The 21692-nt window shown below is 59.6% G+C and carries 23 protein-coding genes; 3 read left to right on the top strand and 20 right to left on the bottom strand.

Annotated elements, in window-relative coordinates; translation table 11 throughout:
* Positions 1–87: 87 nt before the first annotated feature.
* From ACQY8Q_RS14110 to ACQY8Q_RS14100, 3 genes are all read right to left on the bottom strand, one after another.
* A complete protein-coding gene (locus ACQY8Q_RS14110) occupies positions 88–726 on the bottom strand; it encodes a 5'-methylthioadenosine/S-adenosylhomocysteine nucleosidase (RefSeq protein WP_428427145.1) in 639 nt (212 codons plus the stop codon).
* Positions 723–1109 (bottom strand): PaaI family thioesterase, encoded by a 387-nt coding sequence (locus ACQY8Q_RS14105; protein ID WP_234937238.1) that lies wholly within the window; start codon positions 1107–1109, stop codon positions 723–725. Before ACQY8Q_RS14105 ends, ACQY8Q_RS14110 begins: the two co-directional genes overlap by 4 nt.
* 116 nt (positions 1110–1225) lie before the next feature.
* On the bottom strand, positions 1226–1678 hold the full coding sequence (locus tag ACQY8Q_RS14100; RefSeq protein WP_428427144.1) for a TspO/MBR family protein: 453 nt from the start codon (positions 1676–1678) through the stop codon (positions 1226–1228).
* 83 nt (positions 1679–1761) lie between these two features.
* Between ACQY8Q_RS14100 and ACQY8Q_RS14095 the strand changes: the two genes are divergently transcribed.
* Positions 1762–2301, top strand: coding sequence for an N-acetyltransferase family protein (locus ACQY8Q_RS14095; protein ID WP_428427143.1), 540 nt, complete (start codon positions 1762–1764; stop codon positions 2299–2301).
* An 11-nt stretch (positions 2302–2312) separates the two neighbouring features.
* Here ACQY8Q_RS14095 and ACQY8Q_RS14090 read toward each other — a convergent pair whose 3' ends face one another.
* The 10 genes from ACQY8Q_RS14090 to ACQY8Q_RS14045 form a co-directional block, all read right to left on the bottom strand.
* Complete coding sequence (locus ACQY8Q_RS14090; RefSeq protein WP_428427142.1) at positions 2313–3419, bottom strand: DUF1513 domain-containing protein; 1107 nt, start codon at positions 3417–3419, stop codon at positions 2313–2315.
* Between the two features lie 208 nt (positions 3420–3627).
* Positions 3628–4617: a magnesium transporter CorA family protein gene (locus ACQY8Q_RS14085; RefSeq protein ID WP_428427141.1), complete on the bottom strand. Its 990-nt coding sequence runs from the start codon at positions 4615–4617 to the stop codon at positions 3628–3630.
* 216 nt (positions 4618–4833) lie between these two features.
* Entirely contained in the window at positions 4834–5961 is a 1128-nt protein-coding gene (locus ACQY8Q_RS14080) for an imelysin family protein (protein WP_428427140.1), read from the bottom strand.
* On the bottom strand, positions 5961–7550 hold the full coding sequence (locus ACQY8Q_RS14075; RefSeq protein WP_428427139.1) for a di-heme oxidoredictase family protein: 1590 nt from the start codon (positions 7548–7550) through the stop codon (positions 5961–5963). The genes ACQY8Q_RS14080 and ACQY8Q_RS14075 overlap by 1 nt, the downstream gene beginning before the upstream one ends.
* Positions 7551–7600: 50 nt before the next feature.
* Positions 7601–8881: an imelysin family protein gene (locus ACQY8Q_RS14070; RefSeq protein ID WP_428427138.1), complete on the bottom strand. Its 1281-nt coding sequence runs from the start codon at positions 8879–8881 to the stop codon at positions 7601–7603.
* Positions 8882–9109: 228 nt separating this feature from the next.
* Positions 9110–10399 (bottom strand): RsmB/NOP family class I SAM-dependent RNA methyltransferase, encoded by a 1290-nt coding sequence (locus ACQY8Q_RS14065; RefSeq protein WP_428427137.1) that lies wholly within the window; start codon positions 10397–10399, stop codon positions 9110–9112.
* 179 nt (positions 10400–10578) lie between these two features.
* The gene (locus ACQY8Q_RS14060) at positions 10579–10971 is read right to left on the bottom strand and encodes a septal ring lytic transglycosylase RlpA family protein (RefSeq protein ID WP_428429785.1); all 393 of its coding nucleotides are present in this window, start codon (positions 10969–10971) and stop codon (positions 10579–10581) included.
* A 467-nt stretch (positions 10972–11438) separates the two neighbouring features.
* Positions 11439–12311 carry an SDR family oxidoreductase gene (locus tag ACQY8Q_RS14055; RefSeq protein WP_428427136.1) on the bottom strand — a complete coding sequence of 291 codons (873 nt, stop codon included), beginning with the start codon at positions 12309–12311 and terminating at the stop codon, positions 11439–11441.
* Positions 12311–13471: a tRNA epoxyqueuosine(34) reductase QueG gene (gene queG, locus ACQY8Q_RS14050; protein WP_428427135.1), complete on the bottom strand. Its 1161-nt coding sequence runs from the start codon at positions 13469–13471 to the stop codon at positions 12311–12313. The genes ACQY8Q_RS14055 and queG overlap by 1 nt, the downstream gene beginning before the upstream one ends.
* Positions 13472–13482: 11 nt before the next feature.
* Positions 13483–14175 carry a glutathione S-transferase family protein gene (locus ACQY8Q_RS14045; protein WP_113246739.1) on the bottom strand — a complete coding sequence of 231 codons (693 nt, stop codon included), beginning with the start codon at positions 14173–14175 and terminating at the stop codon, positions 13483–13485.
* Between the two features lie 178 nt (positions 14176–14353).
* Here ACQY8Q_RS14045 and ACQY8Q_RS14040 point away from each other — a divergent pair, with 178 nt between their 5' ends.
* Positions 14354–15160 carry an undecaprenyl-diphosphate phosphatase gene (locus ACQY8Q_RS14040; RefSeq protein WP_428427134.1) on the top strand — a complete coding sequence of 269 codons (807 nt, stop codon included), beginning with the start codon at positions 14354–14356 and terminating at the stop codon, positions 15158–15160.
* Between the two features lie 97 nt (positions 15161–15257).
* Here ACQY8Q_RS14040 and ACQY8Q_RS14035 read toward each other — a convergent pair whose 3' ends face one another.
* The 3 genes from ACQY8Q_RS14035 to ACQY8Q_RS14025 all read right to left on the bottom strand — a co-directional run bounded on the left by ACQY8Q_RS14035 (position 15258) and on the right by ACQY8Q_RS14025 (position 17061).
* Positions 15258–15422, bottom strand: coding sequence for a hypothetical protein (locus ACQY8Q_RS14035; RefSeq protein WP_428427133.1), 165 nt, complete (start codon positions 15420–15422; stop codon positions 15258–15260).
* 249 nt (positions 15423–15671) lie between these two features.
* Positions 15672–16652, bottom strand: coding sequence for a complex I NDUFA9 subunit family protein (locus tag ACQY8Q_RS14030; protein ID WP_428427132.1), 981 nt, complete (start codon positions 16650–16652; stop codon positions 15672–15674).
* Between the two features lie 121 nt (positions 16653–16773).
* On the bottom strand, positions 16774–17061 hold the full coding sequence (locus tag ACQY8Q_RS14025) for a DUF1330 domain-containing protein (RefSeq protein WP_428427131.1): 288 nt from the start codon (positions 17059–17061) through the stop codon (positions 16774–16776).
* A 221-nt stretch (positions 17062–17282) separates the two neighbouring features.
* Between ACQY8Q_RS14025 and ACQY8Q_RS14020 the strand changes: the two genes are divergently transcribed.
* A complete protein-coding gene (locus ACQY8Q_RS14020; protein WP_428427130.1) occupies positions 17283–18302 on the top strand; it encodes a right-handed parallel beta-helix repeat-containing protein in 1020 nt (339 codons plus the stop codon).
* Here ACQY8Q_RS14020 and pyrF read toward each other — a convergent pair whose 3' ends face one another.
* The 4 genes from pyrF to dnaN form a co-directional block, all read right to left on the bottom strand.
* The gene (gene pyrF / locus ACQY8Q_RS14015) at positions 18303–18995 is read right to left on the bottom strand and encodes an orotidine-5'-phosphate decarboxylase (RefSeq protein ID WP_428429784.1); all 693 of its coding nucleotides are present in this window, start codon (positions 18993–18995) and stop codon (positions 18303–18305) included. It lies immediately after the preceding gene.
* Between the two features lie 2 nt (positions 18996–18997).
* Positions 18998–19588 (bottom strand): histidine phosphatase family protein, encoded by a 591-nt coding sequence (locus ACQY8Q_RS14010; RefSeq protein WP_428427129.1) that lies wholly within the window; start codon positions 19586–19588, stop codon positions 18998–19000.
* 9 nt (positions 19589–19597) lie between these two features.
* Positions 19598–20194 (bottom strand): phospholipid N-methyltransferase PmtA, encoded by a 597-nt coding sequence (gene pmtA / locus ACQY8Q_RS14005; protein WP_428427128.1) that lies wholly within the window; start codon positions 20192–20194, stop codon positions 19598–19600.
* A gap of 237 nt (positions 20195–20431) precedes the next feature.
* Positions 20432–21550 (bottom strand): DNA polymerase III subunit beta, encoded by a 1119-nt coding sequence (gene dnaN / locus ACQY8Q_RS14000; protein ID WP_428427127.1) that lies wholly within the window; start codon positions 21548–21550, stop codon positions 20432–20434.
* Positions 21551–21692: the final 142 nt, after the last annotated feature.

The following is a 21692-nucleotide window of genomic DNA, read 5'->3' as shown; positions in this document are numbered from 1 at the left end:
ATCATTTGATGGGGAACTATGGCGAGCCTTTAAATAAAGGCAGCCCCAAGCGCAACGATTACATTGCACCCGGACAATTTTGCGGCCTCAGACGGCGATTTCGCCGGTTTTGACGGCTTTTTCCAGTGCATCCACGGCGCTCGCCAGCTTCTCGTCGATGACGTGCAGATATTCCGTCCAGTCGCCGATATGCTTGAGTTCGGCCTTGCCATCGGAAATCCCGCGCAGCCCGATCAGCGGCAGGCTGAACGACTGGCAGGCACGCAACACGGCGAAGGTTTCCATTTCGACCATATCGGCAGCAATGGTCTCATAGGCAGACCCCGAGACGATGTTGGCGCCGGTCGAAAGGCTGGCTGTCTTCACGCCAGGAATTCGCAAGGGCAGATCGACCGTTACAGGAAGATCCAGAAACGGTGTCGCGCCCTTTTTAAAGCCGAGCGGCGAAGCGTCCATATCGCGATAGGCAACCGAGGTAGCCTGATAGACTTCGGCCTGTTCCAGCCGGGCAGAACCGGCCGAGCCGAGCGAGATGACGAGACCGGGCAGGCTGTTGCGGTGAGACAATTCGGCCAACGTGCGGGTCAACGTCACGGCCGCCTCGACCGGGCCGACGCCGGTCATCAAGGGCGAAATGCGCTCGCGCAGGTGCACGCCGTATTCGGCATCGACGGCCATCACGTAGAGCAGGCTCTTATCCGCCACATGCTTCAGTTCAAACATCATCCTTCGATCCCCTCGCGGCCACGGATCACCATCATCGTTCCGGTCATCGAGGCGATCAGCTTGGCCGGGCCATCCTGCGAAATCGCATAGCCGCGCCCGTCGGAAACGATGATCGTCGTGCCGGGTTTGGTCACTTCGCCGCGAAACAAAAAACGTTCGCCGCGGCCTGGCGACATCAGGTTGACCTTGAATTCGATGGTGAGGATCGAGGCATCGGGATCGATCACCGAATAGGCGGCATAGGTGCCTGCGGCATCGAGTGCTGCCGAGATGATGCCCGCATGCAGGAAACCATGCTGCTGGGTCAGCTTCTCATCGAACGGCAGCTCGATCTCCACCGACCCCTGCTCCACCCGCGTCAATTCTGCCCCGATGGTTGCCATGGCGGCCTGCCGATCGAAACTCTTGCGGATGCGCTCGCGAAATTCCACCGTGTGCTCTCTATTGCCTAGGTTGCTGGTGCGCAGACAGTCGCATGGTGGAAAAACAAGGACAAGCCTCAATTCATGAGGAAAATCGACGTGTTGAGCAATGTGGCAAAGGCGACCCAGGCGAGATAGGGCGTAAACAGCAGCGCCGAGAGATCATCCTGCTTCCGGCTGACGACGATGAAACCGGTGATCGAGATCAACAGCGCGATGATGACGATCAGCGCCATGGCAATTTCCTGAAACCCGAAGAACAGCGGCGACCAGGCAAAATTAAAGATCATCTGCGCCACCCAGAAACGCATGGCGGTGGTGCGGCGATGATTGAGAAAGGTGCGAGCGCCGACAACACCGATGATGACATAGAGGATCGACCAGGCCGGTGCGAAAATCCAGTTGGGTGGATTGAAGGATGGCTTGACCAGCGACTGGTACCATTCGCCGGGAATATTGTTGATGCCGATCAACAGGCCGCAGCCGAGAACGATGACAATGAAGAGGATATGGATCAGGATACGGTTCATGCGGCGGACATAGGGCGAGCTTGAACCAAGCGCCAGATGGACCGGACTTTTAATTTGCCACCTGCAATCACGATGTCGCTTTGATGGATGAGCACAGACCTTTTGCGATCAGGCCAGGCACCGGCGATGATCTGTTCATGATCGCCGGGGTGCTGGTCGATACATGGCGATCGACCTTTCGCGGCTTGCTGGCAGACGATTTTCTCGACGGTATGTCCCGCGAGGAGCAGGCTATGCGCCACGCCCGCAGGATGGGCGCTCCGGGTGTCGGCTATCTCGTCGCGGTGGAGCCTTCGACGGAAGAGATCATCGGCTTTGCCAATTTCGGTCCGGGGCGCGGCACCGCGCCCGACACTATCCACGAGATCTATGCGCTCTATGTCCGGGCTGAACATCAGGGGTTTGGGATCGGCACGGCGCTTGTCTGTTCGGCAGCGAGACATTGTGTGGAACAAGGGGCAAAATCGCTGTTTGCCTGGGTTCTGGCCAGCAATCCCAACCGGCAATTCTACGAGCGACTGGGTGCAACAGCGGTCGAAACGACCAGTATCTGGCTTGATGACAGGCACTACGAGCAGGTTGCCTATCTCTGGGAGGATATTGCTCCTCTCTTAAAGCGCTGATCGGCCTGTGATCAGAGCGTGCCGACCCTGACGATATGCTGGTCCCAGGCGACCCGGCTTTGGGTTTCGCCGAACGCGCCCGAATAGGACGACGCGATGAAACCTTGCGCCGATGGCGCGATCCCGGCCGCATCGGCAAGGCTGTCCTGCCGCACGACCCGGCCGGTCTTTGCATCGACCGTCACCTCAACGCCTCCCTTCGGCGATGTCAGGCCCACCAACCCTTCGCGCCGGTTGACGGCGATGGCGCCGACATAGTTTGCGAGCGCCAGTGTCGTTTCTTCCGGCAGCGCGAGAAAGCGTAGGTCCTCGCCGCGCGCAAAGGAACCGGCGAGCGGCGGCAGGTCGTTGCGGGCGCCCTCGTACTGGCAGGCGAACCAGACCTTGCCATTCGCATCGATATCGACATGGCGGGTCGAGAGCTGACGCAGGCTATCCGGCATCGCGTGACGTTCGATCAGTGCGCCGGTGGCCGTATCGATCAGCGCCAGAGACGGTTCCATGTGGTCGAGATTGAGTTTGGTGCGGCCAAAATCCGGATGGGTCTCGATGCCGCCATTGGCAACGACGAGCATCCGCCCATCCGCCGACAGCGTCATGTCGTGCGGGCCGATGCCATAGGAAGGAAACTCGCCGATGCGGGCAAAGCTGTTGGTGCCGTCATAGACGCCGATCATGCCGCGATTGCCCGAAAAATCGTTTTCCGTGGCATAGAGCAGACGGCCATCGGCGGAAAAGCAACCATGGCCATAGAAGTGCCGGCCTTCGACAGAAGTGATGACGATCGGCTTCACGCTGTCATCCGGCGCAAAGATCATCGCATAGGTGCCGGGACGGCGGGCAAAGGCGACGGCGCGGTTGGTGACCGGCGACCAGGTCATCCCATGGGCGCGGGCCGGCAGCGGCACCCGCTCGATGATCGCCCCTTCTTCCGTCAGTGTCGCAACACCATAGGACCCATCGGGCGCCATGAAAGCGGAGGCATAGATGGCGTCAGTGCGTGACAGGGCGAAGGCGGCTGTCGGGGCAAGGGTCGCTGCCCAGGCGGCACCGGCCATTGTCAGGAAGGTGCGGCGGTCGGTGAGAATTTGGCCTGTGAAGATGGTTTGGTATGCCATGAGGTTTCCGTCAGCATCGATTGCCGTTGACCGGCTTGGCCCTTCCCCTCCGTCATTCCTGTGCTCGTCACAGGAATCCAGCCACGCGACGTCCGTCGCGTGAAAGAAGTCTTTCGCTCACGGACGTGAGCGGGCTGGATCCCCGCCACAAGGGCGAGGATGACGGCAGAGTGGAGCAATTGCTCGGCATCATCATAAAATTCTCGGCTTAAAGCCAGCCCCGCCGCTTGAAATAGAGGAACGGCAGGAAGGCCGACAGCACCATGATGAACAGCGCCAGCGGATAACCGAACTGGAATTTCAGCTCCGGCATCGCATCGAAGTTCATGCCGTAGATCGAGGCGACCAGGGTCGGTGGCAGGAAGACGACGGAGGCCACCGAGAAGATCTTGATGATCTGGTTCTGCTCGAGATTGATCAGGCCCAGCGTCGCATCGAGCAGGAAATTGATCTTGTTCGACAGGAACAGGGCGTGGTCGCCGAGCGATGCCGCGTCGCGCTGGATCAGCTTGATCCGCTGGCGGCTTTCCTTGATCGCCTTGCGCGTGCCGATCCCATCCAGTGCCGTATGATAGGCAACGAGACGTCCGACGCTGACGAGGCTTTCGCGGATGACGCTGAGGAAATCGCCCTTCTGGCCGATCTGCTCGATCAGCGACTGCAGGTCGCGGGTCTTCTTGGTGACGCTCGAATGGTTCTTGCGAAACACTTCCCGTGAAATCCCGTCGATCTCGTTGCCGATCCGCTCCAGCGCATCCGCCGTGCGATCGATCATTGCTTCCAGCAGCCCGAGCATGACCAGTTCGCCGCTTTCGCAAGACACGCCATTCAGGCGCTGCATGCGTGCGGCATAGAGATGAAACGGTTTTGGATCGGCGTGGCGGACCGTCACCAGTGTCGCGCCCTTCAGGATGAAGGTCACCGGCACCTTGATCGGGTTGTCGCCATCGAGTTCGGTGGCCGCCGTCATCGTCATGAACTCGGCGCCGTCCTCCTGATACAGGCGGTCGGAAAGTTCGATCTCCTGCATTTCATCGCGCGTCGGAATTTCGATGCCGAGATGCTGCTCGACAATACGGGTTTCATCCTGAGCGGGATTGAACAGGTCGAACCACACGATCGGGGTGGCTTCAGCCAGTTCCGGGATGGCATCGATAAGGGCAAGGTGATTGTTCTGGCAGGAATAAATGCGCAGCATGTCGGGTTCCAATCTGGCAAGTCATCGACCGCCAGCGGACACCCCTTGTGATCAGGGCCTGACGGTCGAAAAAATCGAAGCTCTACTTCGACTGTCGGGGTTCATGATCCGTTGATCCTTGTTTGGCCGTGCTCACAGGTGAACACGGCCGATCCATTGCGCCAATGTGCGTTTGTTGTCAACCGCTTGCTAGATGCCAAAACGGGTCTTTTCTGCTCAGTCGCCATCGGCAAAAGAGAAGCCGGAGCTCAGCCCGATCGCGGCCCCGAAATCCAGGTTCAACCGTTGCAGGACATCATTGGTGTTCTGCAAAATGCGGTTCAGCCTGCCGCGCTGTTCGTCGCTGGCAATCGCCTCTTCGACCGGCAAATCGATCTCGTCGAGATCATCGACGATCGCCTGCAGCAGATAGTTCACGGCACTCACCACATCGGCATTGCCATCCGGCAGCAGCGCCTTCATGTCAGCCGTGTTGAACAAGGCCTCCAGCGCCGTAAAATTCGCCGAGAGCGCCGGCATCGTATTGCCGGAGCGCCAGTAGATCGCCATTTTCGGATGGCCCTTGTCGGGCTCTCCCTTGATGATGCCGGCATAGAACGGCCGCATCCGCTGATCGCGGATGGCTTCGACACCATGAACGAGGATACCGAGCAGTTCGGTGGCGGCTTCCTTGCCATCGCGGTAGACCGGATTATCCGGGCCGGGGTTCTTCCAGGCGGACTGGATACCATCGGGCTTTTCCCATTCGGCATGAAGTTCGCCCGCCACCGCTTTCAGGTTGTCGGCAATGGCTGCGCCATAGCGGCAGCGAAAACCGTTCTTTTCGGTCGGCAGCACTTCGGCTCCAGTGCCGTAGAGCACATATTCCAGCGCGCCCAGCCCCTGGGCTGCAACGCTCTTACCTTTCAGGCTTTCCGCCGAGGTGGCGGTTTCGTCATTGGTTGCCAGAATGCGCTGGACCTGCTTCAGGCCGGTGCTCTTGCGATCGGGGAAAAACAGGAAGCGTTCGAAGCGGTTGCCTTCGATCACCGGCCCGACGCGGACGATCTCGATCGTCGACCATTGCTGAACGACCTCGTCAAAGCTCATCTGCACGTCGCCGAGCGTCTCGGCCGATGGCTTTTCACACAGCGTGTGCGCGGCCTCAGCCAGCGTTTCCGTACCCTCCAGAAGATCGCGGTAGCCGGGACGGATGAAATCGTCGACAGCCTTCTGCATGACGCCCGGTACGGCATCCAGTTTCAGCCCGGCGCGTGTCGCTACCGCCTCTTCATCTTCCGCCATGACAGCGAGTGGCAGGAAGGCAAGGCTCAAACCGAGAAGCAGGATATGCCGGTGGCGCATCAGAGAGACTCCAGAAATGTGATCAGGGCTTGTCTATCGGCTTTTTCCAACGCGGCAAACCGGTCGCGGGCTTTTGCCGCCTCGCCGCCATGCCAGAGGATGGCCTCCGTCAGGTTACGGGCGCGGCCATCATGCAGGAAAAACGTGTGGCCGCTCACTGTCTTGGTCAGGCCGATGCCCCAGAGCGGCGGCGTGCGCCATTCGCTTCCGGATGCGACACCCACCGGCTGGCCGTCGGCCAGACCTTCGCCCATGTCATGCAACAGGAAATCGGAATAGGGCCAGATCAGCTGGAACGCATGTGCCTTGTTGGCGGCATCGCGGCGGGTAACGAATTTCGGCACATGGCAGGACGCGCAGCCGGTATTGTAAAACACCTTCTTGCCCGCCAGCGTTTCGGCAAAGCTCGCCTTGCGCCGGGCCGGAACGGCGAGGTTTTCCGAATAGAAGGTGATGAGACCGAGGACCGGATCGGGCGCTTCCGTATCGCCGAGCCGCAGCTGCACGCCGTCAGGCATCGCCATGCAGGCCGTCTGGGCGGGCGTGCAATCGCCGTGGCTGCGCCGGGCATCCGGCGATGAAATACCGATATCGCCCGCCAGCGCGTCGGCTGCCTGCTGGCGCACCGTCGCACTCTGGGCCTTCCAGCCGAAGCGGCCGAGCGCCAGCGTGCCGGATTGCGGATCGCGGACCACTGGCAGCTTGCCACTGATGCCATCGCCATCCGCATCGTCCGGATCGGCATTCGCGATGATATCGGCAGGGTGGATGGCTTCGATCAGTCCAAGGCCGGACATTACCTGCGTCACCCGTGGCGAAAGCGTGGTTGTCGGATCGAGCGGCCCGTAACCGGGCTTATCGACCGAATAACTTGGCTTGCGCAGGGAGACGATTTCCTCGCCCGCCAGCGTCACCGGCATTTCGACGTAGCTAATGCGCATATGGCCTTCGGCAGGAAGACCGGGAACAGCGCTATCCTGCAACTGCTGTCCATAGACCGGATCGGGGAAATTCAGCACCTCATGTGCCGCGATCGCGGCGCGCTCCGCATCGGTCTTCGGCGCACGGGCAAGACGCAGGAACATCGAGGTCGCATCATCGGAGTCTTCCGGCGGATGACCGCGGCCGTCCTTCAGATGGCAGGTCTGGCAGGCACGGGCATTGTAGAGCGGCCCCAGACCATCCGATGCCTGGGTCGACGACGGCGATGAGACCCAGAGCTTGCGGAACAGCGCATTGCCGAGCTTGAAGCTTTCCTCCTCGGCAAAAGTGATATTGGCGGAGAACTGCGAGAGAATGTCCTGATTGACGGAGGCGATCGACGTGCCCGCCCCGCCGGACATGGCTTCGAACTTTTCCGCCTTGGAAAAATCGGTGGCCGGGCGGGTGACGGCCTCGACACGTAGTCGGTCCGCGTCGGTCAAATCATCGCGGATAGAAGACAGCGGGAGAGTTTCCGCAAGACTTTCTGTCTTGGCAACCGGCTCTCCGGCCAGGATATTGCCGCCAAAAACGGAAAAGCCGCCCGCCGCTGTCAGAAACAGAACGGCAGACGGCACAATCAGGCGTCGGACAAGCCAAGTGCGCATTCAGAAAAAACCGGGCCGCGCACCGGAAGCGACGGCCCGCCTTTGCTTTCTCATTGGAAGACAGCGTTAGGATTATCCAGGCTGTCGGAACCTTCAAGCTCGATCGTGCCAAGCTCCAGCGACGCAATGACGCGCTCGACCGTCTTGGCCTGCGCAACGAGGCCATCGATGGCAGCCTGAATGACGGCGTTACCCTCGGTATTGCCTTCGCCGATCATCTGGTCGTACTTTTCCACGATCTCGCCGCGCTTGGCCATGGCCTGCATCGCAGTGATCGTGGTTGCCAGCTTTTCCTTCATTTCCTTGTCGAGCGCCGGATCCTTGGCGGCGACGAGTTCGGACAGCGACGGGCCGGTCACCTTGGTGCCGTCGACCCTGGTATAGTCGCCTGTATAGGCCGACTGGATGCCGATCGCGTCGTGAAGATGCGAGTTGTAGGTGTTGTCGGAGAAGCAATCATGCTCTTCTTCCGGATCATGCAACAAAAGGCCAAGCTTCATGCGCTCGCCAGCCAGCTCGCCGTAGGACAGCGAGCCCATGCCGGTCAGTATGGCACCGAGGCCAGCCTTCGGATCGGCTTCGACATTCTTGGTTGCAGCGCCATCCGGCGTCCAGTTGGCAACCATGTCCTTGAGGTCGGAGACCAGAAGATCGCTGGCAGCCTTCAGGTAAGCGGCGCGGCGGTCGCAATTGCCGTTGGTGCAGGCCTTGGTGTCATAGTCGGTGTACGGACGATTGCCGGCGCCCGGGCCGGTGCCGTTCAGATCCTGGCCCCAGAGCAGGAATTCGATGGCGTGGTAGCCGGTGGCCACATTCGCCTCGATGCCGCCTGCTTCCTGCAGCGTGCCTGACAGGAATTCCGGGGTGATATTGGTCGCATCCACATCCTTGCCGTCGATCTTGATCGACTTGTTGGCAATAACGTTCGCGGTGAACAGCGCGTTCTCGTCGCTTTCCGCGCCGTAGCTCGGATCGACATAATCGATCAGGCCTTCGTCCAGCGGCCAGGCGTTGACCTTGCCTTCCCACTCATCGACGATCGGGTTGCCGAAACGATAGACTTCGGTTTCCTGATAGGGGTTGCGGGCGGCAAGCCAGGCTTCGCGGGCGGCCTTCAGCGTTGCTTCGCTGGGGGTGGCGATCAGCGCGTCAACGGCCTTGTCGAGCGTTTCTGCGGTCGAAAGAGCATCCGAAAATTTCGCGTGAGCCACATCGGCATAGTGCTTGACGACTGCGGCAGCATCGGTTGCAGCATGCGCCGACTGCAGCGCCAGCATCGATGTTGCGGTAGCAAGCGCCAGCGCGGCGCCGCGAAGGAATGATTTGGTCATGGCCTCTCCTGATATCTTTCCCGAATGAATCCGGTGTTCCCGCCGCCCGGTATCGCCGGTCGCGCAAGCCGCGCGGCCCGTGATAGGCGTCGCTGTTCAGCCGGGTTTTCATGAACCAAAACCAAACTTGTGTCAAAGTGTATAGTTTAGAATGTTTTCAATGAGGGGTGCGGCAGAAAAGCCCGCCGCGACTGCTGCGACGAGCCTATCTGAAACCTCAATCAGGGCTCAGTTCTTGCGGCCCATCACACAGAAGAAGAAGCCATCGGTATCGGTCGATGCTGGCGTCAGTGTCACGGTCTTCATATCTGCAGACCACGGCTGCCTCTTGTCGGTGCCATAGAGATCGGCCCAGGCGTCGGCGGCAGAGAGGATTTCGAATTCGGGATTATCCTCGCAGAACGCGTAGACCTGCGCCTCGTTTTCCTCCGGCAGTACCGAACAGGTCACATAGATCAGATGACCACCGGGACGCACGAAGGATGCAGCGCCTGCAAGGGCTTCCTGTTGCTGACCAAGCCGCTCTTCGAGGTTCTTCTGCGTCAGCCGCCATTTGGTATCCGGGCGGCGGCGCCAGGTGCCGGTGCCGGTGCATGGCGCATCGACCAGAACGCGATCGAACTTGCCGGTAAACGGCATCAGGCCGTCCAGCCGGTCATGGACCTGCACGTTGCGGGTGCCGGCGCGCTTAAGACGCTCGATGATCGGGGCCAGACGCTTGCGGTCGGTGTCGTAGGCGTGGATCTGGCCCTTGTTGTTCATCGCGGCTGCCATGGCCAGCGTCTTGCCGCCGCCGCCGGCGCAATAGTCAAGAATCTGGTCATTTTCCTTCGGCATGACGAGATCGGCGACAATCTGCGAACCCTCGTCCTGAACCTCGAACCAGCCCTTCTCGAAGGAGATTTCGGCGGTGACGTTGGGAAGGCGCGAGGCGCCCTCGCCTGCCTTGACGCGGATACCGTTGCGGGCAATCGCCGTCGGCTCAACCGCGCTGCGATCCAGCGCCTTGAGCACCTTGTCGCGTGTTGCCTTCAATGTGTTGACCCGCAGGTCAAGCGCCGGACGGCCGGCCAAAGCCTGTGCTTCCTCAAGCCAGTCTTCGTCAAAATTTTCTTCAAACGACGGCTGGACCCATTCCGGGATATCGCCCTGAACATGCAGCGGCGCATCTTCGAGCTTGCGGCTGGCAAACGCAGCAACCATCTCCGCAGACAGAGGCTCGGGCGCGAACTTGTCGCCTTCCAGTTCACCAGCCAGCTGTTCGGGCGAAACGCCCCACTGGCGAAACATGACGGCGTGGCCGAGCGCCGTGGCGCTATCGCTGTCCATCAGATAGGCATGGGAGAGTTTCATCCGCAGCGCGTCATAGACGATATTGCCGATCGCAGCACGATCGCCGGACCCGGCGAAGCGGTGCGCCAGCCCCCAATCCTTGAGGGCATCGGCAACGGGACGCTTGCGCGTTTCGATATCGGCAAGAACCTCAATGGCTCCGGCGAGCCTGCCACCCAGTCGCATCTTTAAAACTCCATTTTCCGCCGTGGTAGCGGTGATGGCCGTCAAGAGCAAGCCGGGAGGTGCTGGCGTATGACGAATGCTGACCAGATGGGAGGCTGTGGGTTACGACGGACGGCAGCGCCTTTCCGTTAAACCCGTATCAAATCCATCCGGAACAATTTCCGGACAGGTGTGTTTTATCAGCTGACGACGCGATAACAGATGCTGGCGGTACCGGAGCTGACCATGCCGATATGCGAAGCGGCGGCCTTGGAGAGATCGAGCACGCGGCCGCGAATGAAGGGGCCACGATCATTGATGCGAACGACGACAGTCTTGCCGTTGCGCTTGTTGGTGACGGCGACTTTGGTGCCGAACCTGAGATTGCGGTGAGCAGCCGTGAGATAGCTGGCATTCATCCGCTCACCGGACGCTGTGCGCGACGTCAGAGCATACCAGGAAGCGCCGCCACAGTTACCGGCCGTGGCTGGTGTTACCTTCGACTGACCAGGTGCTGCCTGGCTTGGCGTCACTGCTGTGACAGTTGCCCCCAAGGTAAAAACTGCCGCCAAAGCAACAGACATGAATTTCATCTTGATCAAAAGATGACCCCTTCACTCGAAATTTAGTTAAGCCTTACGTAGGTTCGGGTTGTCGGGGCGAAAAATGGCGAAAAAGTGCTTCAACCTTTAACGTTGCATTAGGACCTATTTGACGATCTACGAAAAATTCAAATTACGAAATTTTGAAATTCCGTCATAAAGCTGCAGAAATGCTTTGGATTCAGTCGTTAGACTGGAAAGACACGTTCACGTCAGCGTGAACGTCTCTTGGCCCAATAAAAAGGATTCAATTTTTTGAAATTGGCAGAATTTAACCAATTTCCGAGAAGAATAATCTCACATTCCCGTTATGGGTGCATGAAATTAAGGCGTGCCCGGAGCTCTTCTTGCCATCTTTACAGATCAGCTGCGCTGTTTCAGAACGATATTTGAAGATTGTTAACCATACCTGCCGGGGACGCAGCATAGACTTTCAAGAGAATTCGTTACTTGAAAGATCAGTCGCGCCAGCGGCCCTCGCTCCATAAATCCGCTAGCGAAATCCGATAGTCCGGGAAGCGAAAGACGAATCCGAGATCACGCAGACGTGTATTGGAGACGCGCTTGTTCTCTCCGTAGAACGACCGCGCCATCGGCGAAAGTTCAGCGGTTTCGAAGGGCATTTCGGGAGGCGGCTCCACGCCCATCAGCCGAGCGGCCTCTGCAACGATATCCTGTGGCGGCGCGGGCTCGTGATCGGTGATATTGAAGACACCGCCGATCGACCGCCCGGAGAGAAAGACGGCGGCACCGGCAATATCCTCGACACGGATGCGGTTGAAAACCTGATTGGGCTTGATCAGCCGGCGCGCTGTCCCGGCCGCAAGATTGCAGAACGCATTGCGGCCGGGGCCATAGATGCCCGACAGACGCAGCACCGCCACGGGAATGTCATGACCCCGGCCAAATTCAAGCCAGGCCTCTTCAGCCGCCACCCGCTCGACGGAACGGGCGGAGACCGGCTCCAGAGACGCATCCTCCGCCACCCAGGCACCGCCATGGTCGCCATAGACGCCAACCGTCGACAGATAACCCGCCCATTCCAGATTGGGCATCAGCTCGGCAAGAGACGGTGCCCCGGGACGCATCATCGGGTCGCCATCACGGCCCGGCGCAATCGACTGAATCAGATGGGTCGTGCGCTTCATGACGGCAGCGAGCTCCGGTGAGATCACCGAACCGTCATAGATAAGGGCATCGATGCCGAAAGTGCGTAAACCCGCAAGCTTGTCCTCGGAGCGTGTCGTTCCGGTCACCGATTGCGCCAGCGGTAAAAAAGCCTTGGCGATCGCCGAGCCGGAAAAACCGGCGCCCAGAACCAGAACATGCATCAGACAACTCCTGCCAGTTTCCATTCGGCGAGAACCCCGGAATCGGTCTCGTCTTGCCGTCTTGCCGCAAAATCAGAGAAATCGCCAGCCGTCATCAGCCGTGACAACGCCCAGACGGCCATGCCCCGCACCGTCGCCGAGGCATCGCCGGACAAGGTAAGACAGAGTTCGATCAGCCTGGTCTCACCGGAATTGCCGGCAGCGATCAGACAGTTGCGAACGAACCGGTCGCGGCCGATGCGCTTGACCGGAGAGCCGGAAAAGAACGTGCGGAATGCCGGATCATCGAGCGTCAGCAGAAACGATAGCGGCGGCTCCTTCAGATCCTCACGTGCCTTCAGCTTCATCTCGGAGGCAGCGGCTGCAAACTTGTTCCATGGACAGGCGGCCAGACAGTCATCGCAGCCATAGATGCGGTTGCCGATCTGTGGGCGAATAGCGGGGTCGATCGGCCCCTTGTGCTCGATCGTCAGGTAGGAGATGCAGCGGCGGGCATCGATCCGGTAGGGGGCGGGAAACGCATCGGTCGGACAGGCATCAAGACAGGCGCGGCAGGAGCCGCAGTGATCGCGCTCCGGCATATCGATCGAAAGTTCGGCCGTGGTGAACAGGCTGCCGAGAAACAGCCAGGAGCCGAACTCGCGGCTGACGAGATTGGTATGCTTGCCCTGCCAGCCGAGGCCCGCCTGCTCGGCAAGCGGTTTTTCCATCACAGGTGCGGTATCGACGAACACCTTGACGTCCTCGCCTGCCCTTGCGGCAAACCGTGTCGCCACCTCTTTCAGCTTGCCCTTGATCACGTCGTGATAATCGCGATTGCGTGCATAGACCGAGATGGCGCCGAGTTCCGGCCTGTCGAGAAGATAACGCGGATCTTCGCCCGGCCCATAATTCATGCCGAACAGCACGACGGAGCGCACATCGCTCCAGAGGACGCGGGGATCGGCGCGGCGGTCGGCCGTTTCGGCCATCCAGTCCATCGTGCCGTGATAGCCTTCAGCGAGGAAATCGGCGAGGCGCTCCGGTGCTTTCGGAATGGTATCGGGGAGCGTCACCCGGCAGACGTCAAAACCCTTGTCGCGAGCCTCGTCCTTCAGGAAGCTGGTGAGCGTCCGGCGCCGCTTGTCATGCTTCTCCTCAAGGAGCGCATTGCCGGGCACAGGACCGCTCCTTAAAAATCGAGGTCGGCGTAATGGGAAACCGGCGTGACGCCACGTACACGCTCAGCCAGCAGTGGGCGGAACGATGGGCGCGACTTCAGACGCTGGTACCAGTCCTTGACGGCTGGCGCTTCCGACCAGTCGATTTCACCGAGATAATCCAGCACCGAGACAGCAGCCGCAGCGGCCAGATCGGCATAGGACAGCCGGTCGCCGGCCAGATAGGTGCGCGATCCAGCAAGCCAGGCCAGATACTTCAGATGCTGACGGATATTCGAGCGCGAGGTGCGCAGCATTTTCGAGTCCGGTGCACCGCCACCCTGATCAGGCGTCATCTGCAACTTGAAGATGCGCTCCCGCACCAAAGGCCGCGTCACGTCGGCTTCCATCTTCTGCAGGAACCATTCGACCAGCCGGCGGATTTCCGCGCGCTGGAAGGGGTCTTCCGCCAGAAGCCGGCGATCGCGCTTCAGCACGCCATGGGTTTCGTCGACATATTCGGAAATGACCATCGCACCGCAGAGCGCCCGCATGCTGTCATCGACATAAACCGGCAATGTGCCCGCCGGATTGAGCGTCAGGAAATCCCGCCGCTTCTCCCAGGGCTGCTCCTCCGCCAGTTCCGTCTGATAGCCGTATTCCGACAGGATCAGGCGGACGAACCGGGAGGATGTGGACATTGGGTGGTGATAAAGTGTCGGCATAAGCTATCGGATTTCGTCAGTTCGGTTGGGAGGGGATGGGTGTGTCATGGCGGTTTCGTCTGGCCACGGTGTGTTAGAAAAAGCTATAGGAACTTGCTGCCGCAAACACAAGCGAATCAGCCAATGCCCTTCGTTGGCCCCAGAGCCTAACCTCCAATGCTTCAGGGAAGCTTAATTCATGGCCGATCAATCGATCATCAGTGCGCTTATCCTTGGCCTTATTGAAGGCCTCACCGAATTCATTCCGGTATCGTCAACCGCCCATGTCCTGCTCGCTGGACATTTCCTTGGCTTCAAGTCCCCCGGCAATACCTTTGCCGTTCTCATCCAGCTCGGTGCGATCCTTGCCATCCTGCTGGTCTATTTCCAGCGGCTCCTCTCCATCGCCCTTGCCCTGCCGTCCAGCGCCAAGGCCCGGCGTTTTGTTCTCTCGGTCCTGCTCGCCTTTTTGCCGGCTGCCGTGATCGGCGCCATCGCGCATGACTTCATCAAGGCCGTTCTGTTCGAAACACCGGTGCTGATCTGCATCGTCCTGATCGTCGGCGGCGTCATTCTCTATGCGATCGACCGCATGCCTCTAAAGCCGATATATCGCGACATCATGGATTATCCACCCTCGCTGGCGTTCAAGATCGGTCTTTTCCAGTGCCTGGCGATGATCCCCGGCACCTCGCGCTCCGGCGCAACGATTGCCGGTGCGCTTCTGATGGGAACCGACAAGCGTTCGGCTGCCGAATTCTCGTTCTTCCTGGCGATGCCGACGATGCTCGGCGCCTTCACGCTCGATCTCTACAAGAACCGGGATGCACTCAACTTCGACGACGTGACGCTGATTGCCGTCGGCTTCATCGCCGCCTTCGTCTCGGCGCTGCTGGTGGTGCGGTCGCTTCTGAACTTCGTCTCGAACCGGGGCTTTGCACCCTTTGCCATCTGGCGCATCCTCGTCGGAACGGCCGGCCTCATCGGCCTCTGGCTGTTCGGCTAAGCCCAATAAAAAACCGCATGCACCTCATTGAAGAGGATGCATGCGGCCCCTGGCCCCCGCCATAGTCCGTGCCGCCTTCATCAGAAGGCGGAAACTCTTATTCTGCTGCGAGCGTGCCGATCGACGCGGTCGTGCAAGGATCGACGCCATACGCCGGGGCGCAGCCGCTGTGATTGCTGGCGACCGTCTTCGGTGCAACGAAGGATCCAGCCAGGACGATAAGTGCCGCGCACGCAAAGAAAATCGCGATCGACTTGCCCATAAAAATGTGCCTCTCAAGATGATGTGACGGCGCCGGTTATTCCTTGGGTGAACAATGCGGCGCGGCTGCTGTGTATGTGCTGGAACTGTCGTTATCAATATCGATACATGTTGAATCGACGGTAAAGACCAATCGCTTTTTTAAGTGAGGCAGAACTGCAACGTTTTATTCTGTGACGGTCAAAAAGAAACCGCCGGTGGGTACCGGCGGCTTGTTCAACAACGGATTTTCAAGCTGTAGGCCGCGAGATCAGGCAGCGCTGCCGGAACGGGTATACTGGCCCTGCGGGCGATAGCGCACCACGTAGGAGGGCAGCACGGCCTCGACCGAGGTCGGCTCGATGCCGAACGCCTCAAGCGTGCGTCCTTCGGTCTGCGCCTTGGCAGAGACGATATTGTCGCTCTTCAGCAGCGTGACCTGATCGACGGTCAGCGGCGGCGTGATGAGCGGGATCATCGAGGCGACGGAACCGATCAGGGATGCGATGCCGAAGGGGATCGGCAACAGGGTGCGCTTGCGATCGATGGTCTTCAGGAGAATTTCGAGACAGTTCTTGAAGGTCAGAACATCCGGCCCGCCGATCTCGTAGATCCGGCCCCTGGCAACCTTGCCTTCGACGGATTTGGCAACGGCTTCGGCAACGTCGGTGACATAGATCGGCTGGAACGCCGTATTGCCACCACCGACCAGCGGCAGGACCGGCGAGAAGCGCGACATTTCGGCAAACTTGTTGAAGAAGCCGTCTTCCGGCCCGAAGACGATCGACGGCCGCAGAATGACGGCTTCAGGAACGATATCGAGGATCGACTTTTCCGCGCGGCCCTTGCTGCGGGCATACAGCGATTGAGCATTGGCATCGGCACCGATGGCGGACACATGCGTCAGTGTTGCGCCGACGCTACGCGTGGCCTCAGCCACGGCGCGGGCGCCAAAATCCTGGACCGAGTCGAACGTGTTGCGCCCGGCCTCAAACAGGATGCCGACGCAGTTGACGACGTGATCGGAACCGTGAACGGCCGCATCGACCGACTTGCGGTAGCGCAGGTTGGCCTGAACGAAGGAAATCTGGCCAACATTGCCCAGAGGCTGCAGGAAACCTGCTAGATCGGGGCGGCGAACGGCGACGCGAATGCGAAAGCCGCGCTTGGCCAGGGCCCGCACGACATGCCGGCCGACAAACCCGGAACCGCCGAAAACGGTGACGAGCGGCGGGAGATTGGACAAAGTCATGGCACAGGCACTCCTGATCTGCAGTATGGCGTATATGAGCTACATAACCCAATCATCGGGCAACGGAAAGGCTTATCACCATGGCTTTGCTGCCGCTTTCCGCCGCAGTTGCTGCAGCGCATCAGACGCCTTCGACAACGACCATTTCAGCATCGGCGACCTGCTGGCGGATTGCGGCAGCGATCTGATATTCCGGGGAGTGATAACAGTCGATCGCGGCCTGCAGCGACGGGAATTCGATCACAACATTGCGGGCACGCACATCACCCTCCAGACGCTGGAAAGCACCACCCCGCGCCAGAAAATTAGCGCCGTACTTCTCGAACGCCGGCTTGGCCGCAGCAACGTAATCCTTGTAACGCTCGGCATCGCGGACATCGACCCGCGCAATCCAGTACCCCTTGGCCATGGCAATCTCCCTCAATTCGTCGCAAGATGGCAGTATTCCCGTGGTTTCTCCGCCAAATTGTCTGGGCGGTCAAGACGGATAAAATGGCCCCTGCCGCAACCGCTGGTGGTCGGCAGCTGAGCGAGCAGTGGGACGTTTTTGTGAAGAACGCAGTATTTTTCAAAACAGTTGCATCACTCTGTACGCTGGCCTTCCTGACAACCGCCGGTTCAGGACGGGTGATGGCCCAGTCTACCCCCGTGACGGCACTAAAGGCTGCCGCATGCAGCGCTGGAGTGCGCTCGACATTGACAGCCCCGGCAACGGCAGCAAGCTCGACGATCAAACTGACCTGCAGCATCACGCTTCAACGGGATGACGTGATTACCAAACGGATCATCTATGCGGGCAGCAAAGCGTCGGGAACCACGCTCGACTGCGGTGGGGCAACCATCACCGAAGACACGCTCGAAGCGCTTGGCATCAACAAGCCGATGATCCAGATTCAGTCTGTGAAGAAAGCCGATGGCAGCTGGGACGTTCCCACCGATATGACCATCACCAATTGCAGCATCACGGGATCCATCCGCCTGCAGGGCCTTGGTGCGAATGGACAGGCCAAGCAGGTTCAGCTTTCATCGCTGAACGCCGACCACACCCAGAAGGCACAGGCGGCCGCACCCACCCGGATAATGTTTTCCCGATTGAAGCTGACCGGCGATGGTCCCATCCCGCTCTATCTCGGACCCGGGCTGACGCAGGTCACGCTCACCCGCTCGCAACTGACAGGCACCGGCGTGACAGCGATGTATCTCGATGCCGAATCTGCCAACAACACGATCACCAACAATACGTTTTCGGTGCAAACAAAATCGCGCGAACAAATTGCCATCGACAGCTCCGCCCGCAATGTCATTTCCGGCAATACGTTCACCAACCCGGTGAACGGCGGCATTTTCGTCTATCGCAACTGCGGCGAAGGCGGAACGATCCGCCACCAGAAACCGCAATACAACACGATTTCCGGTAATACCTTCCAATACCAAACAGCATTTCTGGCAAAACCTGCCGTCTGGCTGAATTCACGCCGTGGCGCGCAACGCTACTGCTTCCGCGACCCTGCCCATCCCTTCGGCAGCAGCCTCAGTTCGCAGGACTTCGCGCAGTTCAACACCGTGACAGGCAATCGCCTGATCGGTGGCGGAGCGGCGCTCATTCGCAATTCCGATCCGACAAACACCATCGAAAACAACAGCAATTGATCAGAGTGCACCGCTCATTTCAGCAAGGATAGCCAGGGCCGCAGCCTGCGGATCGGCGGCATGGACGATCGGGCGGGCAACGACGAGATGGCTGGAGCCGGCGCGCAAGGCATCGGCCGGTGTCATGACACGCTTCTGGTCGCCCTTGTCGCTGCCCGCTGGGCGGATGCCGGGGGTAACAATCGCCATATCCGGGCCGACAATCTTGCGGACGGCGGAGGATTCTTCGGCCGAGCAGACGATGCCGCCCATGCCAGCGGCGCGGGCCTGTTCGGCACGGCGCAGCACCAGCGCATGGGGGTCGTATTGATAACCGGCGTCGATGACGTCCTGCTCATCCATCGAGGTGAGCACGGTGACGCCGAGCAGGCAGAGATCAGAGCCTTTTGCCGCCTCAACAGCCGCTTTCATCGCCTTCGGATAGGCATGCAACGTCAGCATCGACATGCCCATCTTGGCAATGTTCTCGACGCCCTTGGCCACCGTGTTGTCGATATCGAGCAGCTTCATGTCGAGGAAAATCTTCTTGCCGTCTGCGGCGAGATCGCGGGCAAATTCGAGACCACCGGCAAAGGCCAGCTGGTAGCCGATCTTGTAGAACAGCACGTCATCGCCAAGTGCTTTGACGATAACCTCTGCTTCGCCGATGGTTGGGATATCAAGCCCGACAATCAGCCGGTCACGTGCGGTCACAGTCATTTTTGCCATCCTTGCCAGAGCTCCATGGCGGTCCAGTCGCATGCAAGGGAACGGTCTGCAAGGGAAAATGCGTAGAGACAGCCGCCACCCGCCAGCTGATCGTGGCTGCGTGAAATCGGCAGACCGACCAGGTGACATTTTAGCAGCGTGCCGACACCGCCATGTCCGACAAAGGCGATCGGCTTTGCCGGATCATGCCGGTCCAGCATAGACGTGACGGTTGTGACAATCCGTTTCTGGGCATCAATCGCCCGCTCCCAGCCATGGAAACTCTGTTCGGGATTGGCGAAGAACCAGTTGGCAGCCTTTTCGAATTCTTCAGGCACGAGAAAACCGGTGGCCGAGCGGTCATTTTCACCGGACTGCTCCAGGACCTCGACATCCACACCGCTCGAACGCGCAAGAATCGCGGCCGTTTCCAGTGCCTTGGTCTCGTCGCTGGAAAGAATGCGGGAAAGCTGCCTTGTCCAACTCTTCTGCGCCGTCCTTTCGGCCCGCGCAGTGCCGACCTCCGACAGTCCCCAGCGTGGCACGGGCACATCCGGCTCCAGTCGGATTTGCGGATGGGTTATGTAAACCCCGAACATCGACAGGCCTCAATGCGTCTTGCGGTAAACCCACAGCTGCGCCGGCGGAATGTTGCGGACAACGAAATCATAATGGGAAATCTGGTAGCGATCCGGCATCGCGACAACCGGCGAGAGCGGGCCGTAGGAAATCTGGATAACCGGGCGGCCGACCGGGATGCGCGACAAAAGATCGTCGATCAGCGAAACCCGCATATGCATCGGGAAGTTCAAAAGCGGCACGGCGGAAACGACGCTGTCGAACTGCTGGTCGCGCCGCGCGCCAAGCGTCTTGTCGAGATCGAAGGCGTCGCCGTTGATGAAATCGACCTCCGGGTAGGTCTTGACCAGATGCTGATAGAAATCGGTGGAAAATTCGATCGACACCAGATTTTCCGGCTGAACGCCCTTCTGCAGGATCGCCTTGGTGATGACGCCGGTGCCGGGTCCAAGCTCAAGAACGGGAAGGCCCGAATGCGGATTGACGACGCTGGCCATCCGCCGCGCGGTGATGCCGGATGTCGGCACGATCGAGCCGACAGCCTTCATATTGCTGCGCCAGCCCTTGAAGAAACGGATTTCCTCGTCGAATTTCTTGCCAAGCCGCTCTTTCAGACGAAAATTCATGCGTATCTCCAGCAAAACCTCGTCCGCGTCCCATACAGGCCTCATGCCTGCCGGTGCAAACGCAACGTCTCGAACTGCGAAATGATTATGTGTTGTCGGGCGCGACAAAAACAAGTCATTTCGCGTCATTATATCAGTCTGCCAACAACCAGTTAACCCCGCTCTCGCCGTTGGATAACCGGATACGAAAACGGCCGGATCAGATCCGGCCGCTTTCCATTTCAAATATCCCCGGGCCTAAACCCGCATTGGCATCAGAACATAGAGCGCATCATCGCCCGCCATGTCGCGCACCAGCGTCGGCGATCCGGCATCGGCCAGCATGAAAACGGCATCGGTGCCGGACAGCTGGGCGGTGATATCCAATAGGTACTTGGCGTTGAAACCGATTTCCAGCGGGTCGCTATCGTAGCCGACGGCCAGCTCTTCCGTCGCGCTGCCTGAATCCGGGTTGTTGACGGTCAGCGTCAGCTGTCCGTCCGATAGCGCCAGCTTGACGGCGCGGCCGCGCTCGGAGGAAATCGTCGAAACACGGTCGACGGCCTGTGCGAAAGACTGGCAGTCGATCTTCAGTTCCTTGTCGTTATTGGCCGGAATGACGCGCTGGTAATCGGGGAACGTGCCGTCGATCAGCTTCGAGGTCATGATGATCGAACCTATCGTCAGGCGGATCTTGGCATCCGACACTTCGACGGTGACGATCACATCGGGATTATCCACCAGCTTCTGCAATTCGCTGACGGTCTTGCGCGGGATGATGATGCCCGGCATGCCTTCCGAGCCCGACGGTGCTTCGAGATCGGCACGGGCGAGACGGTGACCGTCGGTGGCAACGGCACGCAGCTTCAGCTGGCCCTTGCTTTCGATCGTGTGGATATAGATGCCGTTCAGATAATAGCGGGTCTCTTCCGTCGAGATCGCAAACTGAGTGCGATCGATCAGCATCTTCAGGTCCGTCGCCTTCATGCGGAAGGTGTGGGTAAAGGCGCCAGCGGTCAGATCCGGGAAATCGGACTGCGGCAGGCACTGTAGCGAAAATTTCGAGCGGCCGGATTGGACGGTCATCGCCGTGCCTTCGGCATTGGTGGCGAGCGCCACTTCGGAGCCATCCGGCAGCTTGCGGACGATATCGTAGAGCAGGTGCGCGGGCACCGTCGTCGCACCGGGTGTTTCCACCTGTGCAGGCGTCGCCTCGGTGATTTCAAGGTCGAGGTCGGTCGCCTTCATTTCAAGGCTGGCGCCGTCGGAGCGCAAAAGCACGTTCGAGAGGATCGGAATGGTATTGCGACGCTCGACCACGCGGTGAACGTGGTTCAGCGACTTCAGGAGATTGGACCGCTCGAGAGTAATGCGCATGAGATGCTACCGCTTTCAACCATCGCCGGGCGGGCCGCGCCTCCCGGCTTGAACTTTAAAGTGTCCCCTTTCGGACGGGGAAGATGTGGACAGGCAAAATGGCAGAAACAAGCCGTCAAAAGCAAGGGGTAACGGTGGTTGA

This window comes from Pararhizobium sp., from assembly GCF_965279435.1.
Taxonomy (GTDB): Bacteria; Pseudomonadota; Alphaproteobacteria; order Rhizobiales; family Rhizobiaceae; genus Pararhizobium.
This window is presented reverse-complemented; position numbering and strand designations above follow the sequence as displayed.

What these genes read in the sequence shown, in the direction of transcription:
- ACQY8Q_RS14010 (WP_428427129.1), bottom strand. Translation starts at nt 19,588, where the DNA reads ATGTTCGGGGTTTACATAACCCATCCGCAAATCCGACTGGAGCCGGAT.
- ACQY8Q_RS14040 (WP_428427134.1), top strand. Translation starts at nt 14,354, where the DNA reads ATGGCCGATCAATCGATCATCAGTGCGCTTATCCTTGGCCTTATTGAA.
- ACQY8Q_RS14085 (WP_428427141.1), bottom strand. Translation starts at nt 4,617, where the DNA reads ATGCTGCGCATTTATTCCTGCCAGAACAATCACCTTGCCCTTATCGAT.
- ACQY8Q_RS14110 (WP_428427145.1), bottom strand. Translation starts at nt 726, where the DNA reads ATGATGTTTGAACTGAAGCATGTGGCGGATAAGAGCCTGCTCTACGTG.
- ACQY8Q_RS14070 (WP_428427138.1), bottom strand. Translation starts at nt 8,881, where the DNA reads ATGACCAAATCATTCCTTCGCGGCGCCGCGCTGGCGCTTGCTACCGCA.
- ACQY8Q_RS14030 (WP_428427132.1), bottom strand. Translation starts at nt 16,652, where the DNA reads ATGACTTTGTCCAATCTCCCGCCGCTCGTCACCGTTTTCGGCGGTTCC.
- pmtA (WP_428427128.1), bottom strand. Translation starts at nt 20,194, where the DNA reads ATGAATTTTCGTCTGAAAGAGCGGCTTGGCAAGAAATTCGACGAGGAA.
- ACQY8Q_RS14045 (WP_113246739.1), bottom strand. Translation starts at nt 14,175, where the DNA reads ATGCCGACACTTTATCACCACCCAATGTCCACATCCTCCCGGTTCGTC.
- ACQY8Q_RS14035 (WP_428427133.1), bottom strand. Translation starts at nt 15,422, where the DNA reads ATGGGCAAGTCGATCGCGATTTTCTTTGCGTGCGCGGCACTTATCGTC.
- ACQY8Q_RS14065 (WP_428427137.1), bottom strand. Translation starts at nt 10,399, where the DNA reads ATGCGACTGGGTGGCAGGCTCGCCGGAGCCATTGAGGTTCTTGCCGAT.
- ACQY8Q_RS14075 (WP_428427139.1), bottom strand. Translation starts at nt 7,550, where the DNA reads ATGCGCACTTGGCTTGTCCGACGCCTGATTGTGCCGTCTGCCGTTCTG.
- ACQY8Q_RS14025 (WP_428427131.1), bottom strand. Translation starts at nt 17,061, where the DNA reads ATGGCCAAGGGGTACTGGATTGCGCGGGTCGATGTCCGCGATGCCGAG.
- ACQY8Q_RS14055 (WP_428427136.1), bottom strand. Translation starts at nt 12,311, where the DNA reads ATGCATGTTCTGGTTCTGGGCGCCGGTTTTTCCGGCTCGGCGATCGCC.
- ACQY8Q_RS14080 (WP_428427140.1), bottom strand. Translation starts at nt 5,961, where the DNA reads ATGCGCCACCGGCATATCCTGCTTCTCGGTTTGAGCCTTGCCTTCCTG.
- ACQY8Q_RS14020 (WP_428427130.1), top strand. Translation starts at nt 17,283, where the DNA reads ATGGCCCAGTCTACCCCCGTGACGGCACTAAAGGCTGCCGCATGCAGC.
- ACQY8Q_RS14090 (WP_428427142.1), bottom strand. Translation starts at nt 3,419, where the DNA reads ATGGCATACCAAACCATCTTCACAGGCCAAATTCTCACCGACCGCCGC.
- ACQY8Q_RS14100 (WP_428427144.1), bottom strand. Translation starts at nt 1,678, where the DNA reads ATGAACCGTATCCTGATCCATATCCTCTTCATTGTCATCGTTCTCGGC.
- ACQY8Q_RS14095 (WP_428427143.1), top strand. Translation starts at nt 1,762, where the DNA reads ATGGATGAGCACAGACCTTTTGCGATCAGGCCAGGCACCGGCGATGAT.
- dnaN (WP_428427127.1), bottom strand. Translation starts at nt 21,550, where the DNA reads ATGCGCATTACTCTCGAGCGGTCCAATCTCCTGAAGTCGCTGAACCAC.
- ACQY8Q_RS14105 (WP_234937238.1), bottom strand. Translation starts at nt 1,109, where the DNA reads ATGGCAACCATCGGGGCAGAATTGACGCGGGTGGAGCAGGGGTCGGTG.
- ACQY8Q_RS14060 (WP_428429785.1), bottom strand. Translation starts at nt 10,971, where the DNA reads ATGAAATTCATGTCTGTTGCTTTGGCGGCAGTTTTTACCTTGGGGGCA.